Origin of the sequence: Flavobacterium sp. CFBP9031, assembly GCF_034044945.1 — a bacterium.
Taxonomy (GTDB): domain Bacteria; phylum Bacteroidota; class Bacteroidia; order Flavobacteriales; family Flavobacteriaceae; genus Flavobacterium.
Genome location: NZ_JAXCWF010000011.1, coordinates 86,392 through 108,852, shown reverse-complemented (window position 1 = coordinate 108,852; position 22,461 = coordinate 86,392). Strand labels below are relative to the sequence as shown.

Annotated in this window: 20 protein-coding genes and 1 pseudogene; 13 read left to right on the top strand and 8 right to left on the bottom strand. The window is 37.4% G+C overall.

The annotated features are described in order from the left end of the window. Window positions 1–584: 584 nt before the first annotated feature. The 4 genes from SOM12_RS18275 to SOM12_RS18260 form a co-directional block, all read right to left on the bottom strand. The gene (locus SOM12_RS18275; protein ID WP_320494755.1) at window positions 585–1,754 is read right to left on the bottom strand and encodes a chromate transporter; all 1,170 of its coding nucleotides are present in this window, start codon (window positions 1,752–1,754) and stop codon (window positions 585–587) included. Window positions 1,755–1,764: 10 nt separating this feature from the next. Next, a complete protein-coding gene (locus SOM12_RS18270) occupies window positions 1,765–2,256 on the bottom strand; it encodes a hypothetical protein (protein WP_320494754.1) in 492 nt (163 codons plus the stop codon). 63 nt (window positions 2,257–2,319) lie between these two features. Next, on the bottom strand, window positions 2,320–3,186 hold the full coding sequence (locus SOM12_RS18265) for a chromate resistance protein ChrB domain-containing protein (RefSeq protein ID WP_320494753.1): 867 nt from the start codon (window positions 3,184–3,186) through the stop codon (window positions 2,320–2,322). 638 nt (window positions 3,187–3,824) lie between these two features. Further along, window positions 3,825–4,316: a transposase gene (locus SOM12_RS18260; protein WP_320494751.1), complete on the bottom strand. Its 492-nt coding sequence runs from the start codon at window positions 4,314–4,316 to the stop codon at window positions 3,825–3,827. A gap of 159 nt (window positions 4,317–4,475) precedes the next feature. Here SOM12_RS18260 and SOM12_RS18255 point away from each other — a divergent pair, with 159 nt between their 5' ends. From SOM12_RS18255 to SOM12_RS18210, 10 genes and pseudogenes are all read left to right on the top strand, one after another. After that, window positions 4,476–5,282 (top strand): PAS domain-containing protein, encoded by an 807-nt coding sequence (locus SOM12_RS18255; protein ID WP_320494749.1) that lies wholly within the window; start codon window positions 4,476–4,478, stop codon window positions 5,280–5,282. A gap of 29 nt (window positions 5,283–5,311) precedes the next feature. Then, window positions 5,312–5,485, top strand: a pseudogene (locus SOM12_RS18250) (hypothetical protein); the annotation flags it as partial. Further along, on the top strand, window positions 5,474–6,181 hold the full coding sequence (locus SOM12_RS18245) for a PAS domain-containing protein (protein ID WP_320494837.1): 708 nt from the start codon (window positions 5,474–5,476) through the stop codon (window positions 6,179–6,181). The pseudogene SOM12_RS18250 and the gene SOM12_RS18245, both read left to right, overlap by 12 nt. Before the next feature lie 10 nt (window positions 6,182–6,191). Then, window positions 6,192–6,587, top strand: coding sequence for a response regulator (locus SOM12_RS18240; RefSeq protein WP_320494748.1), 396 nt, complete (start codon window positions 6,192–6,194; stop codon window positions 6,585–6,587). A gap of 116 nt (window positions 6,588–6,703) precedes the next feature. After that, the gene (locus tag SOM12_RS18235; RefSeq protein WP_320494747.1) at window positions 6,704–7,021 is read left to right on the top strand and encodes a hypothetical protein; all 318 of its coding nucleotides are present in this window, start codon (window positions 6,704–6,706) and stop codon (window positions 7,019–7,021) included. 332 nt (window positions 7,022–7,353) lie between these two features. After that, on the top strand, window positions 7,354–8,067 hold the full coding sequence (locus tag SOM12_RS18230) for a hypothetical protein (protein WP_320494746.1): 714 nt from the start codon (window positions 7,354–7,356) through the stop codon (window positions 8,065–8,067). A 905-nt stretch (window positions 8,068–8,972) separates the two neighbouring features. Further along, on the top strand, window positions 8,973–9,800 hold the full coding sequence (locus tag SOM12_RS18225) for a hypothetical protein (protein WP_320494744.1): 828 nt from the start codon (window positions 8,973–8,975) through the stop codon (window positions 9,798–9,800). A gap of 25 nt (window positions 9,801–9,825) precedes the next feature. Continuing rightward, on the top strand, window positions 9,826–11,172 hold the full coding sequence (locus tag SOM12_RS18220; RefSeq protein ID WP_320494743.1) for a DUF1214 domain-containing protein: 1,347 nt from the start codon (window positions 9,826–9,828) through the stop codon (window positions 11,170–11,172). An 81-nt stretch (window positions 11,173–11,253) separates the two neighbouring features. Further along, window positions 11,254–13,674, top strand: a complete 2,421-nt coding sequence (locus SOM12_RS18215; protein WP_320494742.1) for an arylsulfatase — start codon at window positions 11,254–11,256, stop codon at window positions 13,672–13,674. A gap of 103 nt (window positions 13,675–13,777) precedes the next feature. Further along, entirely contained in the window at window positions 13,778–14,158 is a 381-nt protein-coding gene (locus SOM12_RS18210) for a helix-turn-helix domain-containing protein (RefSeq protein WP_320494740.1), read from the top strand. 1,183 nt (window positions 14,159–15,341) lie between these two features. On the opposite strand, the gene SOM12_RS18205 is transcribed toward SOM12_RS18210, so the two are convergent. The 4 genes from SOM12_RS18205 to SOM12_RS18190 form a co-directional block, all read right to left on the bottom strand. After that, window positions 15,342–15,494 carry a hypothetical protein gene (locus SOM12_RS18205; protein WP_165571361.1) on the bottom strand — a complete coding sequence of 51 codons (153 nt, stop codon included), beginning with the start codon at window positions 15,492–15,494 and terminating at the stop codon, window positions 15,342–15,344. Between the two features lie 2 nt (window positions 15,495–15,496). After that, entirely contained in the window at window positions 15,497–16,027 is a 531-nt protein-coding gene (locus SOM12_RS18200) for a hypothetical protein (RefSeq protein WP_042565294.1), read from the bottom strand. A gap of 304 nt (window positions 16,028–16,331) precedes the next feature. Beyond that, entirely contained in the window at window positions 16,332–17,504 is a 1,173-nt protein-coding gene (locus SOM12_RS18195) for an MFS transporter (RefSeq protein WP_042565295.1), read from the bottom strand. A gap of 306 nt (window positions 17,505–17,810) precedes the next feature. Further along, window positions 17,811–18,392 (bottom strand): TetR/AcrR family transcriptional regulator, encoded by a 582-nt coding sequence (locus SOM12_RS18190; protein WP_320494736.1) that lies wholly within the window; start codon window positions 18,390–18,392, stop codon window positions 17,811–17,813. Window positions 18,393–19,032: 640 nt separating this feature from the next. Here SOM12_RS18190 and SOM12_RS18185 point away from each other — a divergent pair. The 3 genes from SOM12_RS18185 to SOM12_RS18175 all read left to right on the top strand — a co-directional run bounded on the left by SOM12_RS18185 (window position 19,033) and on the right by SOM12_RS18175 (window position 22,437). Then, window positions 19,033–20,208, top strand: a complete 1,176-nt coding sequence (locus tag SOM12_RS18185) for a DUF262 domain-containing protein (RefSeq protein ID WP_320494734.1) — start codon at window positions 19,033–19,035, stop codon at window positions 20,206–20,208. A 19-nt stretch (window positions 20,209–20,227) separates the two neighbouring features. After that, a complete protein-coding gene (locus SOM12_RS18180) occupies window positions 20,228–20,938 on the top strand; it encodes a hypothetical protein (protein WP_320494732.1) in 711 nt (236 codons plus the stop codon). 359 nt (window positions 20,939–21,297) lie between these two features. After that, window positions 21,298–22,437, top strand: a complete 1,140-nt coding sequence (locus tag SOM12_RS18175) for a cysteine desulfurase family protein (protein WP_320494731.1) — start codon at window positions 21,298–21,300, stop codon at window positions 22,435–22,437. The last annotated feature ends 24 nt before the right edge of the window (window positions 22,438–22,461 follow it).

The window sequence follows — 22,461 nt, the reverse complement described above, 5'->3', positions numbered from 1 at the left end:
GGGAATTACGGTGGTGCTTGTGGTAATTTTTGGTTGTATCTGAATTTTTGATTTTATTTTTTGAATTAAATTATTGCTGTCAATTTTTTCAAAAACTCAGTTTTTAGATTTAGTATTATTTTTTAGGAGCTATTCCCGCTATCCGTTCCAATCTTTTGTACCGAACCCCTGCACAAAAGGATTTTCACTTCTATCGGGGCTAGGGCTGCCGGAGAGCCCAATTTTGTTTTTGGAGAAAGTATATTTGAAGCCAATTATTGTATTTCTAATTTATAAGCGCTGCAATAAATAAAATATTTTTCTGGTTTTTATGTCTTATAACGATGAAACGAAAATAAAAAATTCACTAATATACAGATTAAAAGTTCTTTAAGTAAAATAAGGCGCTAATTGCCTTCAATTGGCGCTATTTGGCTGTAGTGACCTCGACGAGACTATAGAAGAGCCTGCTGAATATAATTACCGTTAGTATCTACTAATATATCAATATTGTTATCAGTTAAATTTTTTGAAAAAGCATTGGTTGTTGGAAGTACCAGTGCTGCTGCACCAAAAAGAGCACCCGATTTTAAAAAGTCTTCTGTTCATATTATTACTGATTTTATTATAATACCTAAAATAGCGGCTATAACAATAATATACGGTTCCTGAATTTTCTTTATATATATCAAAGCTAAAATACTTGAAAAAGCAATAAGCAGAGTTGGGATATCTATAATGCTTCTTTTGGCAATTACTATCACTGATCCCACTAACGCACCTACAACTGCTGCGGTAATACCATCTACAAATGCTTTGACTGGTTTATTTTGTGCAATTTTTTTAAATGATGGTGCCATTGCAATTGTAAAGAGATAACAAGGCAGAAATGTTGCCAGCGCCGCCACTAATGCGCCAAGGAACCCGTTGACCAGATAACCAATAAACCCGACGGTGATTACAACAGGACCTGGCGTGATCATGGCAATCGCTACTGCATCCAGAAATTGTTGCTCTGTCAGCCATTGGTTTTCAACCACCACTCCCGAATGCAGGAAGGGAACAATTGCCAGTCCGCTTCCAAAAACAAAAGTGCCGGCTTTGGCAAAGAAAACGGCAATTTTTGTGAGAGTTGTGCTTTCATAGTTCCAAAAAGTAACCTGCAATAAAACTATTGAATTTACGGTTGTTCCATTCCACCATTTAGGTGGTGCTTTGATGATCATGTACAATAGACCTGCGGCTATAAATAATAGAACCTGCTCTTGTTCGGTCATAAATGTGATGATTACAGCCAGGACGAAAAACAGCCATAGCAGCCATTTTGATTTAAAGCATTCCAGATTGAATTTGCCAATGGATTTCAGCGTAAGCTTATAGGAGCTTAAGGCTATAATTCCAATAACAGCGGCTCCAACGCCGTAGAAAACGGCCTGTATCCAAGATAAGCCCCCGTATAGTTTATAGACAATGCCCAGTAAAACTACCATTATAAAAGAGGGCAGTACAAAGGCAAATCCTACCAGTGTAGCGCCAAGAATGCGGTAATGTACAAACCCAATATAGATTCCCAGTTGCGCTGCCAAAGGGCCCGGGGCTAACTGTGCCAGTGCCAGGCCTTCTCTGTACTGTTCTTCTGAAATCCATTTTCTGTCTTCTACCAGATCCTTGTGCATGTAACCCACCAAAGCAACGGGGCCGCCAAAGCCCATAGTGCCCAGTTTTAGGAAATAAAGCACCAGGGATCTTAAGCTGTATTTTTGATTTTCTTCCATTAGATGATTTTTAAAAAGCAATTCCAAATTGCAGACCGGCAGTAAAGGTTGCGGGATGATCATTTCCAAAACGAACGGGCAGGGGTAGAGCCAGGAAGTAGCTGCTGTTTTTGTTTTTTATAACCGTTTTGTTCAGAACGGGCGTAAAGCCATATCTGCCGCCGCTTTCAAAAGCCAGTCTTCCTGCAAAAGTGTAGCCTTTTCCCAAAGCCACTAAAACCCCTGGATGAAATACGATATTGCTTACTTTGTCGCTGGCGCCCTGAACCCTTATGTTGGGAACGATTTCAAAAGAGAAACCTATTTTGGAGCTTTTCCAGATATTGATTCCCGTTGGAAAGCCCACTGCATAATAATCCCTGAAGTTTAAATTGGTCTGCTCGCTGGAGGTTGTAACAATAGGATGGTAAATTCCAAAATATCCTGTGATTTTTGGATAGGTTTCCTGAGAAAAGACAGCTGTGCTTATAAACAGCAATGCAAAAAGTAGCGTTGGTTTCATTACAATGAATAGTTTTGTTTCGAACAACAAAGCTATATAGACCAAACCGATAGAAATAGAAGGTTATTTACTTTTTGTATCTGGTTTACTTTTTTGTGTTTTTTTTCGGTATGAGGATGGATTTTTCCCAGTCTGAAGCTTGAAAATCCTTGTAAAATGACTTTGGTCTGAGAAACCGGTCATGTAGGCTATTTCAGTGAGTGTATAGGACGAATTTTCAATAAGATGAATTGCTTTTTCAATTCTCAGTTTTCGAATATAATCCCCAAAATTCAGGTCTTCAAAATATTTAGAGAACTCTCTGGACAAATAAGATGGGTTTAATTCAAGATCATTTGAAATTTGTTTTAAATCGAAGGTAAACTGGGTGTCAATCTGATCCTGAATAATTTCTTTAAGTTCCTTTACCCAGGAAGGTGTTTTTTTATTTGATTTTTTTTCGTTTAAAAATTTATTGTAAACCTCATGCAGGAGATTCTCAAAAGGACTGTTTTGAAGATGGTTTTGCTTGTGCAGATGCGTCGCCCAGCTGTAGAGCGCGTCATAAATGACCATTCCGCTTTCCAGTAGTTTATGATCATCAGTGATATTATAAGAAAGCCCGGCTGAAATTGCCCAAAGCCCGGATGATTCTTTTGCAATGTCATGTCTGTCTGTGTCTGCTCCACGAACAATTTCTGCAATAATTAGTATGGCAGGATCTTCAATTTTATGTTTTTTAACGATATAATCAAAAGTACATTTTTCATCATAGTGAGTATATTCGACATCAGGAATATCAAAAGCAATAGCCTCCAGTTCTTTGGCCTTCACCAGTACCTCACTATATGGGACATAGATAAATTCAGCCTGCTTGTCGACAAATTTTTTTATCAGCCACGGGCAGGCAATACGGTCTATTTTAGGTCTTTCCCTTGTAATCCATTTCATAATATGTAACCCATCTTAAGTATGACACTATTGTAAATATTGGCTAATTTACATTTTTTATTCTTTAGTACTTTTAATTAGGGCGGGGTGCAGACAAAAGCTTGATTGGTTTGGCATGACCATCGTCTTTTAGCTCCTCATTTCCAGGCTGGCCAATTTCGAATTCCTTCCTTACCGGATCGTCCTTTTCGGGGGCTATGGTTTCAAAGGTGTCGCTTTCATCCTCATTACTCTTTTGGGTATTCCTATCCGTTTGAGACCCCTTTAAAGGGTCATTCTCTATAAGGTGCTTTTCTATGTCCTTCCCCTTATGTCTTTGGGGCCGCTTTGGGGTTCCTTATAAGGGTGCTGCGGGTCATAGGGGCTGGGTGTTTTTGGCTGCGTGTTTTGGGTCTTTGATCGGGTTTTGGGAATTACGGTCGCCTTGTGGTGATTTTTGGTTGTATCTTTTTGGGTTTGATATTGTTTTTTTTGAGCTTTTTCCCGCTATACGTTTCAATCTTTTGCGCCGAACCCCGGCACAAAAGGATTTCCACTGCTATCGGGGCTAGGGCAGGGCGTACTAATGTTTTTCTGTAATCTAAAGTATAAAAACCTGAATTTGGTTGCTTATCAGAAACAGAATACTTAAATCATTTTTATAGAAACCATGATCGTACAGAATTCGAACCATTGGTGAAAGTTTTAAAGATTTTAAATGATCTATATTTTGCTAGTTGAATGTACGCCCTACTTTTAGTTCCATCAATAGCAATGGTTTCGCAGCCTATTAAATCGGCGTCTTTTAAAAAACTAACAAAGAGTTTGAATAAGTTCTTTAATGCTAAAGGATTGTCTTTTCTGAAATCAGAAATGCTGTGGTAATTCGGCCGAATGTCTTCCAATAGCCATTGCATTTCAATGTTTCTGTAACATTCTTTTTCTAATTTTCGAGAGCTTCTTATTCCGTTTAGATAACCATATAAATAAATTTTAAGAAACGTTTTAATATTGTAACTTGGGCGACCTTCTTCTTTGAGTGTTTTAACTTCAAAACCAAGCTTAGGTAAATCTACAAACGATACAAAAGCATCTATAAAACGAACCTGATTGTCTGGGCTTATTGCGTCTTTCAGACTTGAAATATGCATCTGATGACGGGAAATTCCTGAGATATATTACATTCTTAAAAATACGAAAATTCCTGTTTTAGCACAACTTTTTTGTTATATTTGAGGTAATACAAACGAAGGTTTTTTCACAGACTGACGTTAGGCACAAGTATAGACCAGAAGATAAATAATTGAAAAATGAAAGCGAATAAACAAGACTCAAATATTTTCTTTTACCACAAGGCTTCAAAACTCGCTAGAATTGGAAATTGGGAATTTGATATTGCGGGTAACAAAGTATACTGGTCCAACATTGTCCACGAACTTCACGAAACAAACCCGAAAACTTTCACGCCTGATTTAGAAACAGGTCTAAGATTTTATAGGGAAGATTTTCGATCAATGGTAAATGACACTTTACAAAATAGCATTGAAACTGGTGCTGTATTTGACTTTGAAGCTGTTATAATAACTAAGAAAAAGAACGAGCGTTGGGTTCGGGCTATTGGAAATGTAGAAATGATTCATGGGAAATGCCAACGAATATATGGCAGTTTTCAGGATATTCACGCTTACAAGTTGCTGGAGCTTCAAATTCGTGAGATTTTGGGAAGTATATCTGACGCTTTTTATGCTGTGGACAAAAACTGGAAGTTTACTTATTTCAACAAGGAAGCAGAGAACTTACTCTTAAAGAAAGCTGAAGATGTTTTGGGCAAGAATATTTGGGAATTATTTCCAGCAAGTGCAGATACTCCTATTCGGAAAATTTATCAAAGGGTCGCCCGATCAAAGAGAAAAGAATCCTTTGAATATTATTACCCGGGAGATGGAAAATGGTATGAAATAAATACCTATCCATCGCAGGGCGGGGTATCTGCCTACTTCAAGAATATAGATGAACGAAAGCATGCCGCAGAAGAACTTGAAAAAGCTTATCAGGAAAAAATCAACATTCTGGAAAGTATCGGAGATGCTTTTTTTATGTTAACAAAGATTGGGTAGTAACCTATTTAAATAAAGAAACAGAAAAGGTATTGCATAGAAAAAGGGATACCCTGATTGGCAAAAACCTTTGGGATGAATATCCTGACGCCATTGAGACCGACTTTTACCGACAATATCATAAAGCCATGGAAACTCAAGAAAATTTGACTTTTGAAGAGTTTTACCCTGCGTTGAATGTATGGCTAGAGGTGACGGTATATCCTTCAACCACTGGGCTGTCTGTTTATTTTAGAGACATCACACTGAGAAAAGAGTCGAATATACGCCTGCTTCAATCCAATGAACGTTTTGAAAAAGTTGCTGAAGCGACCAATGATGCGATATGGGATTGGAATATCTTAGAAAATACACTGTATCGGGGGGCTGGTTTAAAAAATCTTTTTGGATACGAATTTGAAAAAACAACTCCAACTTTGGAAACCTGGACCAATCACATTCACCCTGAGGATCGGGAATGGGTATTGCAAAGTATTTATGGAGCACTCGAAAAACCCAACCAATCTGACTGGATTGCCGAGTATCGTTATCAAAAAAATGATGGTACTTTTTCCGATGTCGTAGACAAGGGCATTGTAATCAGAGATGAAAAAGGAAATCCTATCCGTATGGTAGGAGCCATGAATGATATCACGGAGCGAAAGAATTTTGAAATAAGCAGAAATAATTATGTCAGGAAAATTGAAATACAGAACGAAAAACTCAAAAATATTGCCTGGACACAGTCTCATATTGTAAGGGCTCCTCTTGCAAGAATGTTGGGAATTATGAATGTTATTGAGGATAATAATGAAAGTCTTGATGATACTTTAATGTGGTTAAAACATTTGAGAGATTCCGCAAATGAATTGGATGACATTGTAAAGAATATGGTTAATGAGGCACAACACTTAACTTAAACATGAAGAAATGGACAAAACAGTACTTATAGTAGATGATGATCCGATCGTCAGATTCGTTATCCAAAAAATGATTCACAAATTGGATGATTCAGTTTATTGTCATCATTGTGATAACGGAGAAATGGGTTTGGCAGTATTAGAAACTCTACAAAACTCAAACGATACTATTGTTGTACTTTTAGACATCAATATGCCCGTACTAAATGGATGGGGCTTTTTAGACGGTCTGCAAAAAATAAAACCTGAGTCTTTCAATAAATTTCAACTCTATATTGTAACTTCCTCCACAGATGAAAGCGACAAGTTAAAATCTCAATCATATCCTGTGATTAAAAAGTTATATCACAAACCACTTTCGAAACAGGACATCGAAGAAGTTCTGAATTTAGATGATATAAATTAAGTTTGACATGGTCAATCTATCGTTAAGTTAACTTTAACTGTTTCAATGAATAGACAAATACCTGTGCATACAGCACCTACCCAAAAGGCGGGGATTGGTGTTCCAAAGACAGTTTTGTGGTTAATGAAACATTAGTTTTTCAAATCAATTTTTGTTTTAAAAGTCCCGCCCTTCGGGTAGCTGCAAACCGTTGGCTGTCAGTTGAAACCGAACGTACGCAAAGAAAATATAAACAGATTTCAAATTCAATAAAAAAAATGAATCAAGCGCCTTCTAAAACAACAAGGGGAATATTTTGGTTTTGGACTCTGATTTTTTATACAATAACAATCGCTGAAATCAATCAATTGTCAGTGAGAAGTTTTGGAGAACAAAAAATTTTTAGGGTTTTTTCTAACGGCTTTCTGTTCTTTATTACATTGCAATTTATTTAACAATTATGATGGATAATTTCTCAAAAAAGTATTTCAGTAAATTTGAATTGATTTTTTTTATAATTGGAATTCTAATTTCAGTTATTTTCTTTTTTACTTTAAGAAACAATGCGAATATTGTTATTTCGAACTAAGGAAAACAAAGCGGAAAAGCGATAACTTAAAAAAAGGATTGAAATCATAATTTCAACTAAAAACAACCGAACCGCCAACAGCTACAACGGATTTGGGCAATTGCCTTAATGGACGTTCGTTTTTGTATTTATGATTATTTTGCAAATCCGAAGAATGGGCTTTATTTAGTCCCAAACCCGCTGAAGTGCCAGAACGTTATGCCTTATTTTACAACCGATACTCTAGAAGAACGAAAAAATAGTATGAAATTTAAATTATCAATATTGGCATTACTGATTTTGACTTCGTGCATGGAAATTAATCACAAGAAATATGTCATTAACCTGGACAAAGTTGGCGACAAGTTAAGACCAATAAGAACAGACGGGTATTATTATCAAGAAAGAGAAGAAATGACATTTCCGTATTATAAAAACTCCTACGGTGGTTTCAGCAAAGATAGCACAAAACCTTATTTACAGAAACAAATCAGACCTTTGACACTTCATAAAGATGGCACTTTGCTGACATTTGGATTTTCAACAGGTTTCCAGGAAAACTACGTGTTTGACTACTCGGCTAATTGTGGACTGACTGACCATAACTCAATTGGTAATGCTAAAAAGCATTTTGAATGTGACATAAGGCATTACAAAGACAGATTTCCAATTTGGGGAAAAGGAGTTTTCAAAACAGAAAAGAATGAAATTATTATTCAGTATTATATAAATTGGATTGGTGCATATTATTTAGTTGAAAAGAAAGGCGTAATATTGAATGACACCACTTTTGTTTTAAAGAAATTGTTTGACTATAAATTAAACGAAAGTAAAGAAATTAACGAGCTATATAAATTTCAATATTTCGATATAAAGCCTGACTCTACAAGTTATATAATAGAACATAAACGAAAATTTAAAAACAAGGCATAACAGCTACAACGTTAGTTAGTTAGTTAGTTAGTTAGTTAGTTAGTTAGTTAGTTAGTTAGTTAGTTAGTTAGTTAGTTAGTTAGTTAGTTAGTTAGTTAGTTAAATGATAACGTTTTTTTATATTGTTACACCTATACATTAAAATTTTCGCCGGGAAGGTTTACTATTGTGGATTGAACCGTTACCCGTTTCGTTTCTGGTGCGCTCATCTTCCTGATGCTCCTCACTTCCAGGCTGCCCGATTTCGAATTCCTTCCTGACCGCATTATCCTTTTCGGGCGCTATGGTCTCAAAGGCTTCGTTTTCATCCTCATGGGTCTTTGGGTATTCCTATCCGTTTGGGACCCCTTTGAAGGGTCATTCTCTGTAACGTTCTTTTTGATGCCCTTCACTGTTATGTCTTTGGGGCCGCTTTGGGGTTCCTTATAAGGGTTCTGCGGGTCATAGGGGCTGGGTGTTTTTGGCTGTGGTTTTTGGGGCTTTGATTGGTTTTTGGGAATTACGGTGGTCCTTGTGGTAATTTTTGGTTGTACGGGATTTTTTGTTTTATTTTTTGAATTAGATTATTGCTGTTGTTTTTTTTTAAGGAGGGGTACGGGGCAGGTTGGGCGGTATATTTTTTTAGGTTTAATATTTTTTTTGGAGCTTTTTCCCGCTATCCGTTGCAATCTTTTGTGCCGAACTCCGGCACAAAAGGATTTCCACTGCTATCGGGGCTAGGGCTGCTGGAGCGCCCCGTTTTTGTTATGGAGAAAGTAAATCTATACAATTTATAAATTATTCACTCAATTATGGTTGCAAATTATAATTTGCAACCATTTTGGTAGTTTCCGGTTAATGGTCTGGGTGGCAAAAGTTTTAATTTCGGGTACACTTAGTATTAACTACAAACTTAATTATAAGCCATGAAACAGCCCTTATCTCATAACAGAGTCCAGCAGATTTTACTTCTATTTTTTATCTTCTTAAATTTTAATGTTTTTGCGCAGCAAGAACCTGAAAAACCCGGATCCAGCGCCCAGGAACTGGCAGATAAACTAGCCAATCCTGTTGCAAGTTTAATCAGTGTCCCGCTGCAGAATAATCTAACCTACGGAATTGGTACCTATAATGGTTCAAAATACCAAATCAATATCCAGCCGGTAATTCCTTTTAAATTAAGTGATAATTTAAACCTGATTACCCGTTATATCCTGCCGGTTGTAGACCAGCAGGATGTTACCGGTGAAAACAAACATGAGTTTGGCCTGAGTGATGCCACGGTAACCGCTTTTTTTGCTCCCAAAACCAAGGGCATTATTTTAGGATTTGGACCCGCTTTTTTGGTCCCGACTGCCACCGATACATTTTTGGGAACAGAAAAATTTGGTATTGGACCCAGTGTACTTGTGATGCATCAGGGAAAAGGTCTTTCCGTAGGTTTCCTGGCCAATCAGATATGGTCTGTGGCGGGAAATGAAAACCGCGCTGATTTTAATCAGTTTTACACCCAGCTATTTTTAACGCACAGTTATAAAAGCGGGGCAAGCTTGGGAATCACATCAGAGATTACCCAAAACTGGGAAGGCAAAACAACCCTTATCACCGTTAGCCCAAATGTAGGGGCGATCACAAAACTGGGCGGGCAGACTATGCAATTTGCCGTTATGCCTTTAATACCAGTTGTAGGCCATTCCAATATAAGACCAGATTGGGGACTCAGGGCTGTTATCTCTTTTATATTTCCCCAATAATCATATTTAACTAAAAAAATGTAAAATGAAAAAATCTCTTCTATTTATAGCAGCAGTCTTTCTATTTATTAGTTGCAAAAAAGAAACAAGCTCAGGTACTACACCAGTTACAGCTTCGGAAAATACTGCAACGCCATCTGATCAGGATATCATTGATGCATATACGTACCTGTATGGAAGATATCTGGTAATCCAGCAGGAAAACCATGATATTAATATAGAGAAGGTAGGGTATAATAAAATCAAATACAACCCGCTTGGCTCTGCGCAGTTTGTAAACCCCAATCTTGATGTTGCTTATTTGGAGGCGTGGATTGCCGTTGATAAGGAGCATGCTGTTATTTTGAATGTCCCTAAAATCCAGGGACGTTACTATACAGCGCAATTACTGGATGGCTGGGGAGAAGTAATAGCCAATATCAACGAACGCAATTTTCCCAAAACACCTTGGGGAAAATTTGCTTTGGTTTTAAAAGGTTCCAATCCGGCAATTCCTTCAGATGCGGTAAAGGTAGAGCTGCCATCAGAAAAAGCAAAAATGCTGGCCAGGGTAGAATTAAAAGGAACTTCGGCCACGGCCAAAAAACTTCAGGAGCAGTTTACTTTTACCGTTCCCGAGGGGATCAAAATTGCACCTCCGGTTACTATTCCTGATTTTACTCCAAAAGCGCCGATTGCCGGAGAAATTTTTGATAAGGTCCAGGAGGTTCTCAATTCTGCTCCTGATGCTATGCCAAAAGCTAAAGAATATCAGGCGAAAGCAATTGCAGTTGCCCAGTATGCAAAAACAGGTGACAAGGCAAAAGCACATATTAACCAAGTTGTTAAAACAAAAGCAATTCCGGCATTTTTGGCTGGCGCAAAAGGATTTGGCACCCAAAAAGGAGGATGGTCTGTTTCGTATGCCGCGGGTAATTTTGGTGATGATATTATGGCCAGGGATATTATCAATTATGGCGGGTTATGGGCCAACCGCGTGGAAGAAGCAATTTATTTTGTGGGGCTTACAGATTCGAAAAAAGAATTATTAAGCGGAGACAAGGTATATGAAATTAAATTTCCCAAAGAAGATATTCCCGATTTAATGGTCAATGCTTTTTGGTCTGTCACTTTGTACAGTGTACCGGATTACAGAGTGGTTGACAATAAGCTGAAGAGATATAATTTGAATAATGTGTCAGGATTAAAGAAAAATGCCGATGGATCTTTGAGTATCTGGCTGGGTTCTTCTCTGCCTAAAGGTGCCATCCAAAGCAATTGGCTGCCAACTCCGAAAGGAAAAGGCTTTGCACTGACCATGCGCATGTATGTTTCTAAAAAACCGGTGCTGGACGGGGAATGGTTTCCCGCTCCAATCGAAGAAATAAAATAAGACGACAGTATCCCTTAGTGAATGGAAACGATTTAAAAATGCAGATGAAAACGGATCAGATTTAACCTAATTAGATAAGCCATGAAATTTAATTTAACAGAAAAAACAAAAGAATGCCCCCTGAAGTTTATGGTTAGTATAATTTTACTATTCAATATTATAATTTTCCCGGAGCAGTCATTTGGCCAGAATAAATCGACGCAGCAAAAAACAAAACCGGGATTGGTATTGCCTGACCGCAGGCCCTCGGACTTTAAAGGGATTATCAAAGAGAATTATAAAGATTCAAAAGCAGATTTTCCCCTGACTCGTCAAGCGCCTGGGGCAGCACCAAATGTGATCCTTATACTTTTAGATGATGTAGGTTTTGGCGCCAGTTCCACTTTTGGAGGACCAATACCGACCCCTACGGCCGATAAGCTTGCCCAGGAAGGTTTGCGCTATACACAATGGCACACCACAGCTCTTTGTTCGCCAACGCGTGCTTCTCTCATTACCGGTAAAAACCATCATGAGGCAGGTTTTGGAGTGATCTCGGAAGTTGCCACCGGTTTCCCGGGTTATGATGCCATCATGCCGGACAACTCTGCTACGATCGGAACAATTTTGCGTGATAATGGATACAATACATCCTGGTTTGGTAAAAACCATAACACTCCTGACTATGAAACGAGTCAGGCAGGGCCTTTTACGCAATGGCCGACAAATATGGGATTTGAATATTTCTTTGGATTTAATGGAGGGGATTGTAATCAGTATTCGCCGCCGCTGGTAGAAAATACAAGGCCTGTGTTGCCTCCTGCGAACGATCCGGATTACAACTTAACGGCAGATATAACGGACCGCTCCATTGCGTGGGTCCGCAATCAGAAATCAACTGCCCCTAATAAGCCCTTTTTTGTATATTTTGCACCAGGGGCCACCCATGCACCGCATCATGCACCAAAAGAATGGATCGCCAAATTTAAGGGAAAGTTTGATTCGGGATGGAATAAGGTGAGTCAGGAAACTTTTGAAAGGATGAAGGCTAAAGGCATAATCCCGACAAGTGCAAAATATAATCCCATACCTTCTGAGGTAGGAGAATGGGATAAATTAAGTGCCGACCAAAAGAAAGTATATGCGCGCATGATGGAAGTGTATGCAGCTTATCTTTCCTATGTTGATTTTGAAGTGGGCAGGTTGCTCGATGCAGTCAATGAACTTGGGGCAGGCGACAATACACTTGTCATATATGCTATTGGTGATAACGGGGCCAGTGCCGAGGGAGGACTTACGGGAACCTTGAATGAAGTGGCTGCCGATTTTAACAGCTATCGTCCGGATGTTGTACAGGATGCTTTGAAACGTTTAGATGACATTGGAGGTCCTACAACATACAACCATTATCCGGTAGGATGGGCAATGGCTATGAATTCACCTTTTAAATTTGCCAAACGAACCGCGTCCCATTTTGGAGGAACGCGCAATGCCTTAATTATTTCCTGGCCGAAGGTTATTAAGGATAAAGGCGCAATACGCACCCAGTTTAGTCACTGCAATGATATTGTTCCTACCATCCTGGAGGCAGCTGGCCTGCCGCAGCCCACAGTGGTCAACGGTGTCAAACAGACCCCGATGTCAGGGGTGAGCATGATGTATACCTTTGATGCCGCAAATGCAGCGGCTGCCACACATCATAAAAGACAATATTTTGAAATGGGAGGGGCCCGCGCAATTTACGATAACGGATGGATAGCCGCTACAATCCACGGCCTAAAGCCATGGGCAGATGGAGCGCCTGATATCGCTTTTAGCAATGATACATGGGAGCTTTATGATATCAATAATGATTTTACCCAGCATGATGATATCTCCAAATCCAATCCGGGGAAACTGGCGGAATTAAAGAAAATTTTTATGGAAGAAGCCAAAAAGTATGATGTGCTCCCCCTTGATGATCGCGCAGCAGAACGATTTAATGCAAAACTGGCAGGCAGGCCCTCCGGGCCAATAGAAGGCCTTAGCCATTTTACTTATTATGAAGGAATGTACCGTTTACCGGAAGGAAGTGCCCCGGATGTAAAAAATAAATCTTTTACCCTGACAGCCGATATTGAAGTTTCCCAAAATAAAAGCCAGGGGGTTATCATTACCCAAGGCGGCCTGTTTGCCGGTTGGGCCTTAATTGTAGACAAAGGCAGGCCACAGTTTATCTACAATTGGCTGCAGGAGCAAATAACACCTATTGCAGCGAAAGAGGCTTTGCCCGCAGGCAAGCATACGATAACTTTTGATTTCACCTATGATGGCGGAGGGGTTGGCAAAGGAGGTAACGGGGTATTAAGTGTAGATGGTAAGACTGTGGCATCCGGACATATAGAGAAGACAGTTCCATTCCGGTTTTCATTAGATGAAACAATGGACGTTGGACTTGATACCGGGACTCCTGTATCGCCCAGTTATAAAGTTCCAAATAAGTTTACCGATAAAATTGTGAAGGTGATGATCGATTTTAAATAGAATTTTCTCTTGGAGATAGCATATTCAGACCTAAAGGGAAAGCTCCATTTAGAGATATTACTTTAGATTTTAATGTGTTTTTCCAGATAGTAATAAAAAAAATATGGGATTTGAAAAATTGACACCAAAAGAAAAGCGACAGGGCATGGCCAAAATAGAAAATATTTTGGCCTCTCGGAAACTCTTTCTTAAAAAAGATTTTTGTATGCCGGATCTCGCAAAAGAAACAGGAATCCAGCTTTATGTAATTTCTTATTTAATCAATTCTGAAAGGAATCTTAATTTTAAAGATTATATAAACCTGAAGAGAATCAATTATTTCAAGGGAAAAATCAATGATGCGAACTGGAAAGATTTCTCAGTGGAGCAAATGGCCTTTGCTTGCGGCTTTAGAAGCAGGACGACCTGCTACAGGGCCTTTAAAAAGCATTTCGGTGTATCCTCATCGGAATATTTAACAGCTAACAGGGCAATAAACAGATAACTATAAGGGAAATGACCTATAAGTAAATAAGTAAAGCGGGCAATTGGTACAGGGAATTTTTGGAGAAAATGCAAAACCATAAAAAATAGTATTGTCCCCGGATCAGGTTGCCCTTTTGGGTATTCCTATCCGTTTGGGACCCCTTTAAAGGGTCATTCTCTATAACGCCTTTTTGATGTCCTTCACCGTTATGTCTTTGGGGCCGCTTTGGGGTTCCTTTTAAGGGTGCTGCGGGTCATAGGGGCTAGGTGTTTTTGGTTTCGTGTTTTGGGCCTTTGATCGGGTTTTGGGAATTACGGTGGTGCTTGTGGTAATTTTTGTTGTATGGGATTTTTTATTTTATTTGATGATCATTGAGTTTTGGCTTAATCTTATTTTTTTGGAGCTTTTTCCCGCTATTCGTTGCAATCTTTTGCGCCGAGCGCCGGCACAAAAGGATTTCCACTGCTATCGGGGCTAGGGCTGCTGAGGAGCCCGGCTCTTTAGACTAATAAAAATAAGTGAGATTATAAAAAAATGGCGCCAATTGTCTTCAATTGGCGCCATTTAGCTTGTTTATGACCGGGAACAGGACAAATTTCAATAAATTTTATGGAAGATTTGAAGAGGGTTGGCTTACTGGAAGTAGAGTTTGTCTTTGTATGGCGATAACAATTTGGTTAGATGTCCTGTTGGGGACTGTCGTTTTATTGTATCAATTTGTTTTTCTAATGCTTAAGTCAAGTACACTACCTTGTAATAAACGAGGTTTAAAAAAATACGGCAAAATTTTAATAATAAAAATCGAAGTGTAATTTTTTAACAAGAACAGATATATTTGGAAATAAAGCCAATAGTTTAGATCGCAACAGTACTTTATTTCAATTATATTCTATTAAGCAATAGCGATTTCTAGATACTTTCGGAATTCTGCTTAAGGGGAAGGGTAACTATAAATTCGGCACCATTTTCTTTTTTTCCTTTAGCCATTATAGTTCCATTGTGCCTGTTAATTATTTTTTGGCACAATGCCAGAAATATTCCAATTTTCGAAGATATGAAACCACTTTGTCAACAGTAGATTTCGATGTTTTAGTGGATTAAAAAAACCAATAATGTAGACAATTGAGATAATAATTCATATGATTGCTAAATTTTTGGAGCAAAAAGTATCAAGTACATCAAATGTCTGATATGGTATGTGCTAATTTTTAAGTATTAATTTCTTTTTCTCAGTTTTCTTTTTTGTTAGTTTTTTCTTTTGAAAAAAATCGCTTAAAGCTTTTTCTTCAGCTAATGTTAGAGAACTTAGTCCACCAATACTGTCTATATCTAAATCTAATTTTTTAGTTTTCATAATTATTTATTTTGAAAATATTTATTGATTAATTTCAAAGCTGATTTTGTTTCAATTATCATAATTCTACCACCGAAATGGAATGCTCCAAGTGTTTTTTCATAATGATCAACTAATTGCGATTTTGAAAGAAAAGAAACATTTCCATCGTGACCGCGCTGAAAAGATAATTTACAAGCATAAGCAACTAGATTACCAGCTACACCAGCATAAACCTTTGTTTGTCCTTTATTGAATGGAGCACTTTCAACAAGATGCATATAGACATGATCTGACTTAACTTCTAAGCTTATAAGACCTTGAATTATTTTTGAATTTCCAAAAATTGTAAGTTTATAAACATCTCTAATTGGGTTTTTAAATTCTTCATTCCAATTAAAAAGCCAGCCATTTTTCTTTGTTAAAGACTTTAAATCAGAATTTTGGAGAATAGAAATTTCAGTCTGAAAACTATCTCCGGTAATCACGTTTTCTATCGAGTTTGTTAATTTGTCAATTATAAAATCGAGTCCTGATTCTGCTTCTTTATCCATAGTGCTAATTTAATGAATATAATCTAATTTTGAAAACATTTGAATATGGAAAATAAATTCTGCAGACTCTGTCGACAGAATTGTTGGACTGTACAAAAGTTTCGAACCTAAACTTGTAAGATGTTGATTTTTATGATGTTGTACTTTTTTTAAAATGCATTGTGCCACGATTCTGCCACAAAACTTAGAATGGTCAAATAACTTTAAAAACTATCTTAATTTTTTTTAGCAAAAAAGGTATCCACTCCAAAAAAAATTGCGGTCTTCAAAGACCGCAACTTTAAATAGTATTTTTTACAAATCTTTAAAGGGTCTCAGCTGTAATAGCTCTATCGAGCCACGCTCTCCAAAAAATTACAATAACAGCCAGTGCACCAAAACCCAGACCAATCCATGGCGTAATTGATATTCCGTAATGATTAATAAACCATCCACCAATAGCAGTACCTAGTGAAACACCAAGATTTCCAAACGAAGTCTGAAGACTGTTTGCGAATTCTTTTGCATCGGATGCGGCCGATACCATATGGCCGACGCCAATTAGGAAGCATGGTCCATACATAATTCCCCAAAATCCCACCACAATTGATATGCTGAGCAGTGAACTGCCGGTATATTGAAATGCAAATGGAAGCAGAAATGTACCTGCAAGGAAAAATAGGGTAGTCCAGAACATATATCTTCCCAGTAAACGACCTGCCAGAAAGTTAGATATCACACCCATTATTCCAAACAAAAACAGCATATAGCTGATCTGTTGTGCACTTAAACCTTTTTCCTTCGAAAGATAATCGGCAAAATAACTATAGGAACAAAACCAGGCAGTTATAAGAAGCAGGTTTAAAGAAGTCCCGGCAATAAACCTGGGTCTTTTGAGTATGCTCAATTGGTTTTTAAAAGACTTCACCTCCTTATTGGGCATAGACGGCAGAAACTTATAAATGATGATCAGTGTTATCAAAATGAGCAGACCCTGAATAACATAACTCAACTGCCAGGTGTAAATACTTGCGATAAATGTGGTGAATGGGATAAGTGTTACCTGTGCAAGGGCTATGCCTCCAATTATGATACTGGTTAAGCGCATCTGCATTTGAGTCGATGTGTCTTTTGTTGCGGCAGCAATTACCATTGAAAAGAATGCTGGATGCAAAATCGTGGGCAGTATTCGAAGTATCATTAGAAGCCAGAAAGGAGGGCTGAAAATTGAAAAGAAATTAGAAATTAGGAAAAGCCCCAAGGCATACATCATAATTTTCTTTTTGTCAAATTTTGATACGTATAAAACCATGAAAGGCCCTGTAAGGGCAATAGTTAAAGCAAATATGCTCAAGAGGTACCCTGCGGTTCCAATATTTATTTTGTAGTAATCAGCTATCTGCGGCAAGATGCCAATTACGCCAAATTCTGTGCTTATAATTCCGATAACGCCCAGACATCCGATGTACGCTATTCTTTTATTTAAATTTGAGTTCATATTAAACTGTTCGGTTTAAAAAAGGTTAAAAAAAATTATTACTTATTAATTCTGTTCGAAAGTTCCTAGTTCATTTTAATCGTAGTGATTAAAGTTTTTAAAATGCCGTAGCTACACCTTCGATTTTTATATAATGTACAGTTTATCTTATAAGAGTAGCGAAATCTGTACTTATTATTTCGATAACGTCCATGCATCCCAAGTATGCAATTCTTTTGTTTAAATTTATTTCATATCAAACTGATCGGTTTAAAAAAGATTAAAAAAATATTTTATTATAATTAATTTCGTACCAAGGTCACCTATTTAGACTTTAACCATTACGATTAAAGTCTCTATCATATCGTAGATATATTTTCGATTTTTATTTAATGCATAATTCTTGAACATTGCACTAGACGAACTGGCAAAGAAATCAGCAGTCAATTTTGTGTCTAAATCAACTTTAATGCTTCCTTGGCTCTGCCCCAGCTTTAATGTTTCAAAATAGATGTGTTCTATCTTTTTCTCATTTGCTGCAAGCAGACGTCTGACTTCCTGATCAGTTAATGCCAGTTCAAAAGCAATTTTAACAGCCAGACATATTCTGTCTTCCTGTATGCTTTGAGCTACTGCCAGCTTTAATAATGCTCTTAAAGTTTCAACTGCATCAGTCTGGCCAGGTTTTAAAATACCTTCATATTCTGATACTTTAGATTTCATATACTTGGTCAGGCATTTAATAAGCAGTGCTTTTTTATCTCCATAAGTTGGATAAATACTGCTTCGATTAATTCCTAAGTGCGTCTCCAAGTCAGTGATGGAAGTCACATGATATCCCTGCGTCCAGAAAAGTTCTAGCGCAATATCCAATTTCTGTTCATAATCAAATTCCTTTGTTCTTGCCATAATGATGCAAATATAATAATAAACTGGTCAGTTTATTATGAATTACAGATTATTTTTTAATTCTTGTTTTCTTGGAGTTAGTAATGAATTAGATCAATTTTGAAGTTCGGTGGAAAATCAAAAAAAGGTAGTAATGTTTCGAACTTATGGCTTTAAATAGCTTTATTACAGTATTTTAATTGATTATTAATTCTAATTGCACCGATTCTGCACCCAAAGAGCCACAAAGCTTAGTTACTTTAAAATAGGCAAAGTTAGTCTTAGTTTTTTGCGAACGAAAGGTGTCAAGTCCAAGAAAAGTCCTGCCATTTTAATGAACAACAACACTTTTAAAATAATGCACTAATATCGGCAACAGAGGCAAAAAAGGATACGTCTAGCGGTCAATTGAAGACCATTACGGTTTTCCGTAAAGTGATGAAAGTGTAATTTGATACATTAGCAGCTGTATGCCAAAGAAAATATTACACTTTGCCCTGACTGGAAAAACAGGTAAATCTACCTGCTGTCACTCATAGATTTTAGACGACGTTTGTATATTTTAATCGCTGCGCTGCCTGCGTGGATAGGTACAGCGGCTACAAATTTTCACAAAAAGATTTAGCATTCAAAAATTATAACAAACAAAGCCGAATTAAATATGGACAATAGAGTATATTACGGAGAGTATTCTTTGAAGCATTGGATTGATTTAATACTCAGGAAAAATATAATACTGCCCGAATACCAGCGTTTTTTTGTCTGGGATGAAAAAAAGGTTGAAACTTTAATAAAAACTTTTAAATACAAACAATTTGTGCCTCCTGTAACTATAGGCGCCTTTAAATTTGATCAGACCAATCAAAATCTGATTCTTGACGGGCAGCAGAGATTAACCAGCATACTGCTGGCTTACCTGGGATTGTTTCCAGATCAGGTGGTATATAAAAAAACGATAGAAATGTTTGCCTCTGAAAACGATGATGAAGAGGAGGAAGATGAACGTCTTGATGATGTGGTGGAGTGGACCTTTACCAAACTAACCGCAAAGGGTAAAACCAAGGAGGGTATTATCTCGGGTATCAAGGAAGGCAATTACAAAAAAATAAATCTCGATGTTACAGCTGAGTTCTTTCAAAATACATTTTTAGGATTTTCTTATCTGGTTCCGGTAATTTCAGATGAGAAGCAGCAACAAAACTATTATTCTTCTGTTTTCAGAAATATAAATATTCAGGGAGCACCTCTCCTGGCCCAGGAAAGTAGGGCATCGCTGTATTTTTTGGACAAAGACCTCGTGCAGTTTTTTGCACCTGATTTTTTGAAGAAATATGTTGTAAAGGGTGTCAGTGGGGAAGCAAAACTAGACTTTGTTAGACTACTGTCATTATTGTCTCAATACAAAAATGACAATGATTCAAAATATATTGCAAGGGGCTATAAGCCAAATATGGAAAAATATTACGAGGAATACATATATGCTGTGGTATCTGACATCAATAGCACAAGGTACGGCCAATTTTCCAAGTTTTTTCCTGGACGCAAGTACGAGGTGCAAATTGAAAATCTGAAACAGACCTTATCAGATTTGGAGATAAAAACGGAATTCCCTTCAATTATTGATCTGGATATGTACTTTTTTGGCCTGGTCTATTTCACCGTATTTCGAAATCGAAAGATTAACACTGCAAAAAAAGAAGCTTTAAAAGCTGCTATTGAGTTAGAAATAAAGGGCATGAAAAATAATCCGTCACACACCAGGGCCCCAAATAATCTTGGACATTTAAGGTATCGAATATATACTTCAATTTCATTTTTCAGAGCCTATGCAGCCTAACATCCATACTTCGTTTATCATGTCGCCCATTACCGAAATTCTGACTGATGTCGTATCGGCGAGTGTAGGAATCGGTTCGGGCATCGAAACTTTTCCAATGTGCGATTACGTAATGCAGTCCGTTTTTATAAAAATGACTGGATTTCAGGAACAGAAACTCAAATGCATATGCTGGGAACTGGCGTCTGTTGATTTCGAGTACAGATACGATTATAAAACCAATCCTGTTGGGGATCGCTCCTCTTATAATGATAAGCAGACCCTCTATAAGGATCTAATTGGACAGCTTCAAAAAAGGTCGAAGAGTTTTAAGACGGCCAGCGATCTGGATAAAAAAGAAATTCTAAGCAGAACAACCACTGCGGTCAAAGAAATTTTTGCAGAAAGTAATCTTTCCATTTGGTCCCAGAAAAGTTTTAATGAATACGGCATTATATGGAACGAAATTAAAACCAAACATTTTGCAAACGATAATAATAACCTTTTCACGGCACTAAAGGATGGTGAACTTTCACTGCAGGTGATATACAGGGATTACCTGTATAGGTTTAGAAATAGAATTGCCCATAATACGCAGTCCTATCAGCAGAATCTTCCAACATTAAATACACTTGTCAGCCAAAACTATATATATGAAAATTATTTTATATGGTTTTCAACTCTTGTGTTAATAGATGAAATATTTAGAGAACTGTACAGACTGTATTTACAAACGTTTATCGATCAATAAGATAGCTGTATATGCGGTTGTTCAAAGACAAAAATACGGAAAAGAAATTAAAAAAATCAGCTAAAGCAAGGAAGCAGGATCAGTGTGATGGGTAAAGGGCGGCAATTAGGTCTTATGGCAGTTCAGTGCAGACCGGCTCTCTTCAGAATCACCGTTCTAATTTTCCTATAAGTCTTATCTATTTTACAAAAGCTGCATTGTGTGTGTTTTTATAATCAATTTCGCTTTAAAAGTATTTTAGATTATGATTTTTTGGATTTAGAAGCAAACCGATACAGGCGCTGAGAATTATTAAATAACTGACATAGTTCAAACTGTAAAATGTCATATATTAGCTTTCATTAAATGATTATAATCTTTTGAAAAATAAAATAACATATTTAGATAATAACGCGACAACTCCCGTTGATGGTAGAGTTGTGGATATAGTAAATGTTTACTTTAATGAACTTTTTGGCAATGCGTCTAGTTTGTATTCCTTTGGAAATAAATCTAAAATAGCAGTAGAAAATGCGAAGGCTAGTATTGCTGAATTGCTGGACATTGAAGCAGATAGCATTTACTTTACTTCTGGAGCAACCGAAAGCGTCAATTTAGCATTAAAGGGACTGGCTCTAAACCCTAACAATTCCAAGAAACACATTATTACTTGCAGCACTGAACATAAAGCGGTAATAGAAACTTGCGATTATCTGCAGACACTGGGATTTGAAATCGAATATCTTGCGGTTGATAATAAGGGGGCAATAGATATAGAACATCTTAGATCTTCGATCAAAGAGGATACTCTTTTGGTATGCCTGATGTGGGTAAATAATGAAACAGGAGTAATCCATCCAATAAATGAAGTTGGCAAAATAACAAAAGATGCGGGTATTTATTTTGTTTGTGACGGCTCTCAGGGAATAGGGAAACTGCCTATTAGCCTCACAGACTGCAGTATTGACATCTTGTGCTTCTCCGGTCATAAATTGTATGCCACTAAAGGGGTTGGAGGAATTTACATTGACCCGAAAATAACGCGACAAAATAAAATACAGCCATTAATCCATGGAGGAGGACAGGAGAGCAACCTCAGAAGCGGTACATATAATGTCCCCTTAATTGCAGGACTGGGAAAAGCAATCGAGATTGCGCAGGTAGAAATGCAGGAGAATAAAGCCCATATAGAAAAACTTAGGGACTTATTGGAATCTGAATTATCACAGATTGCAGGAGCTATTGTTAATGGACAGCGCTCACCAAGAATTTACAATACTGTAAACTTCTGCATACCAGGATTTGATACTGAAATCTTTATTGGCATCAATAATGATTTGGCGGTAAGCAACGGTTCGGCCTGCAACTCAGCATTAATCCAGCCCTCACATGTTTTATTAGCAATGGGCTTAAGCAACAACAACGCCATGAACAGCCTCCGTATATCTATTGGTAAATTCAACACACAGGAAGATATCCAATTACTTATCCAACGAATCAAAAACTTTATAAATGTCTAACTGCGCTATCTGTAATTTATACTC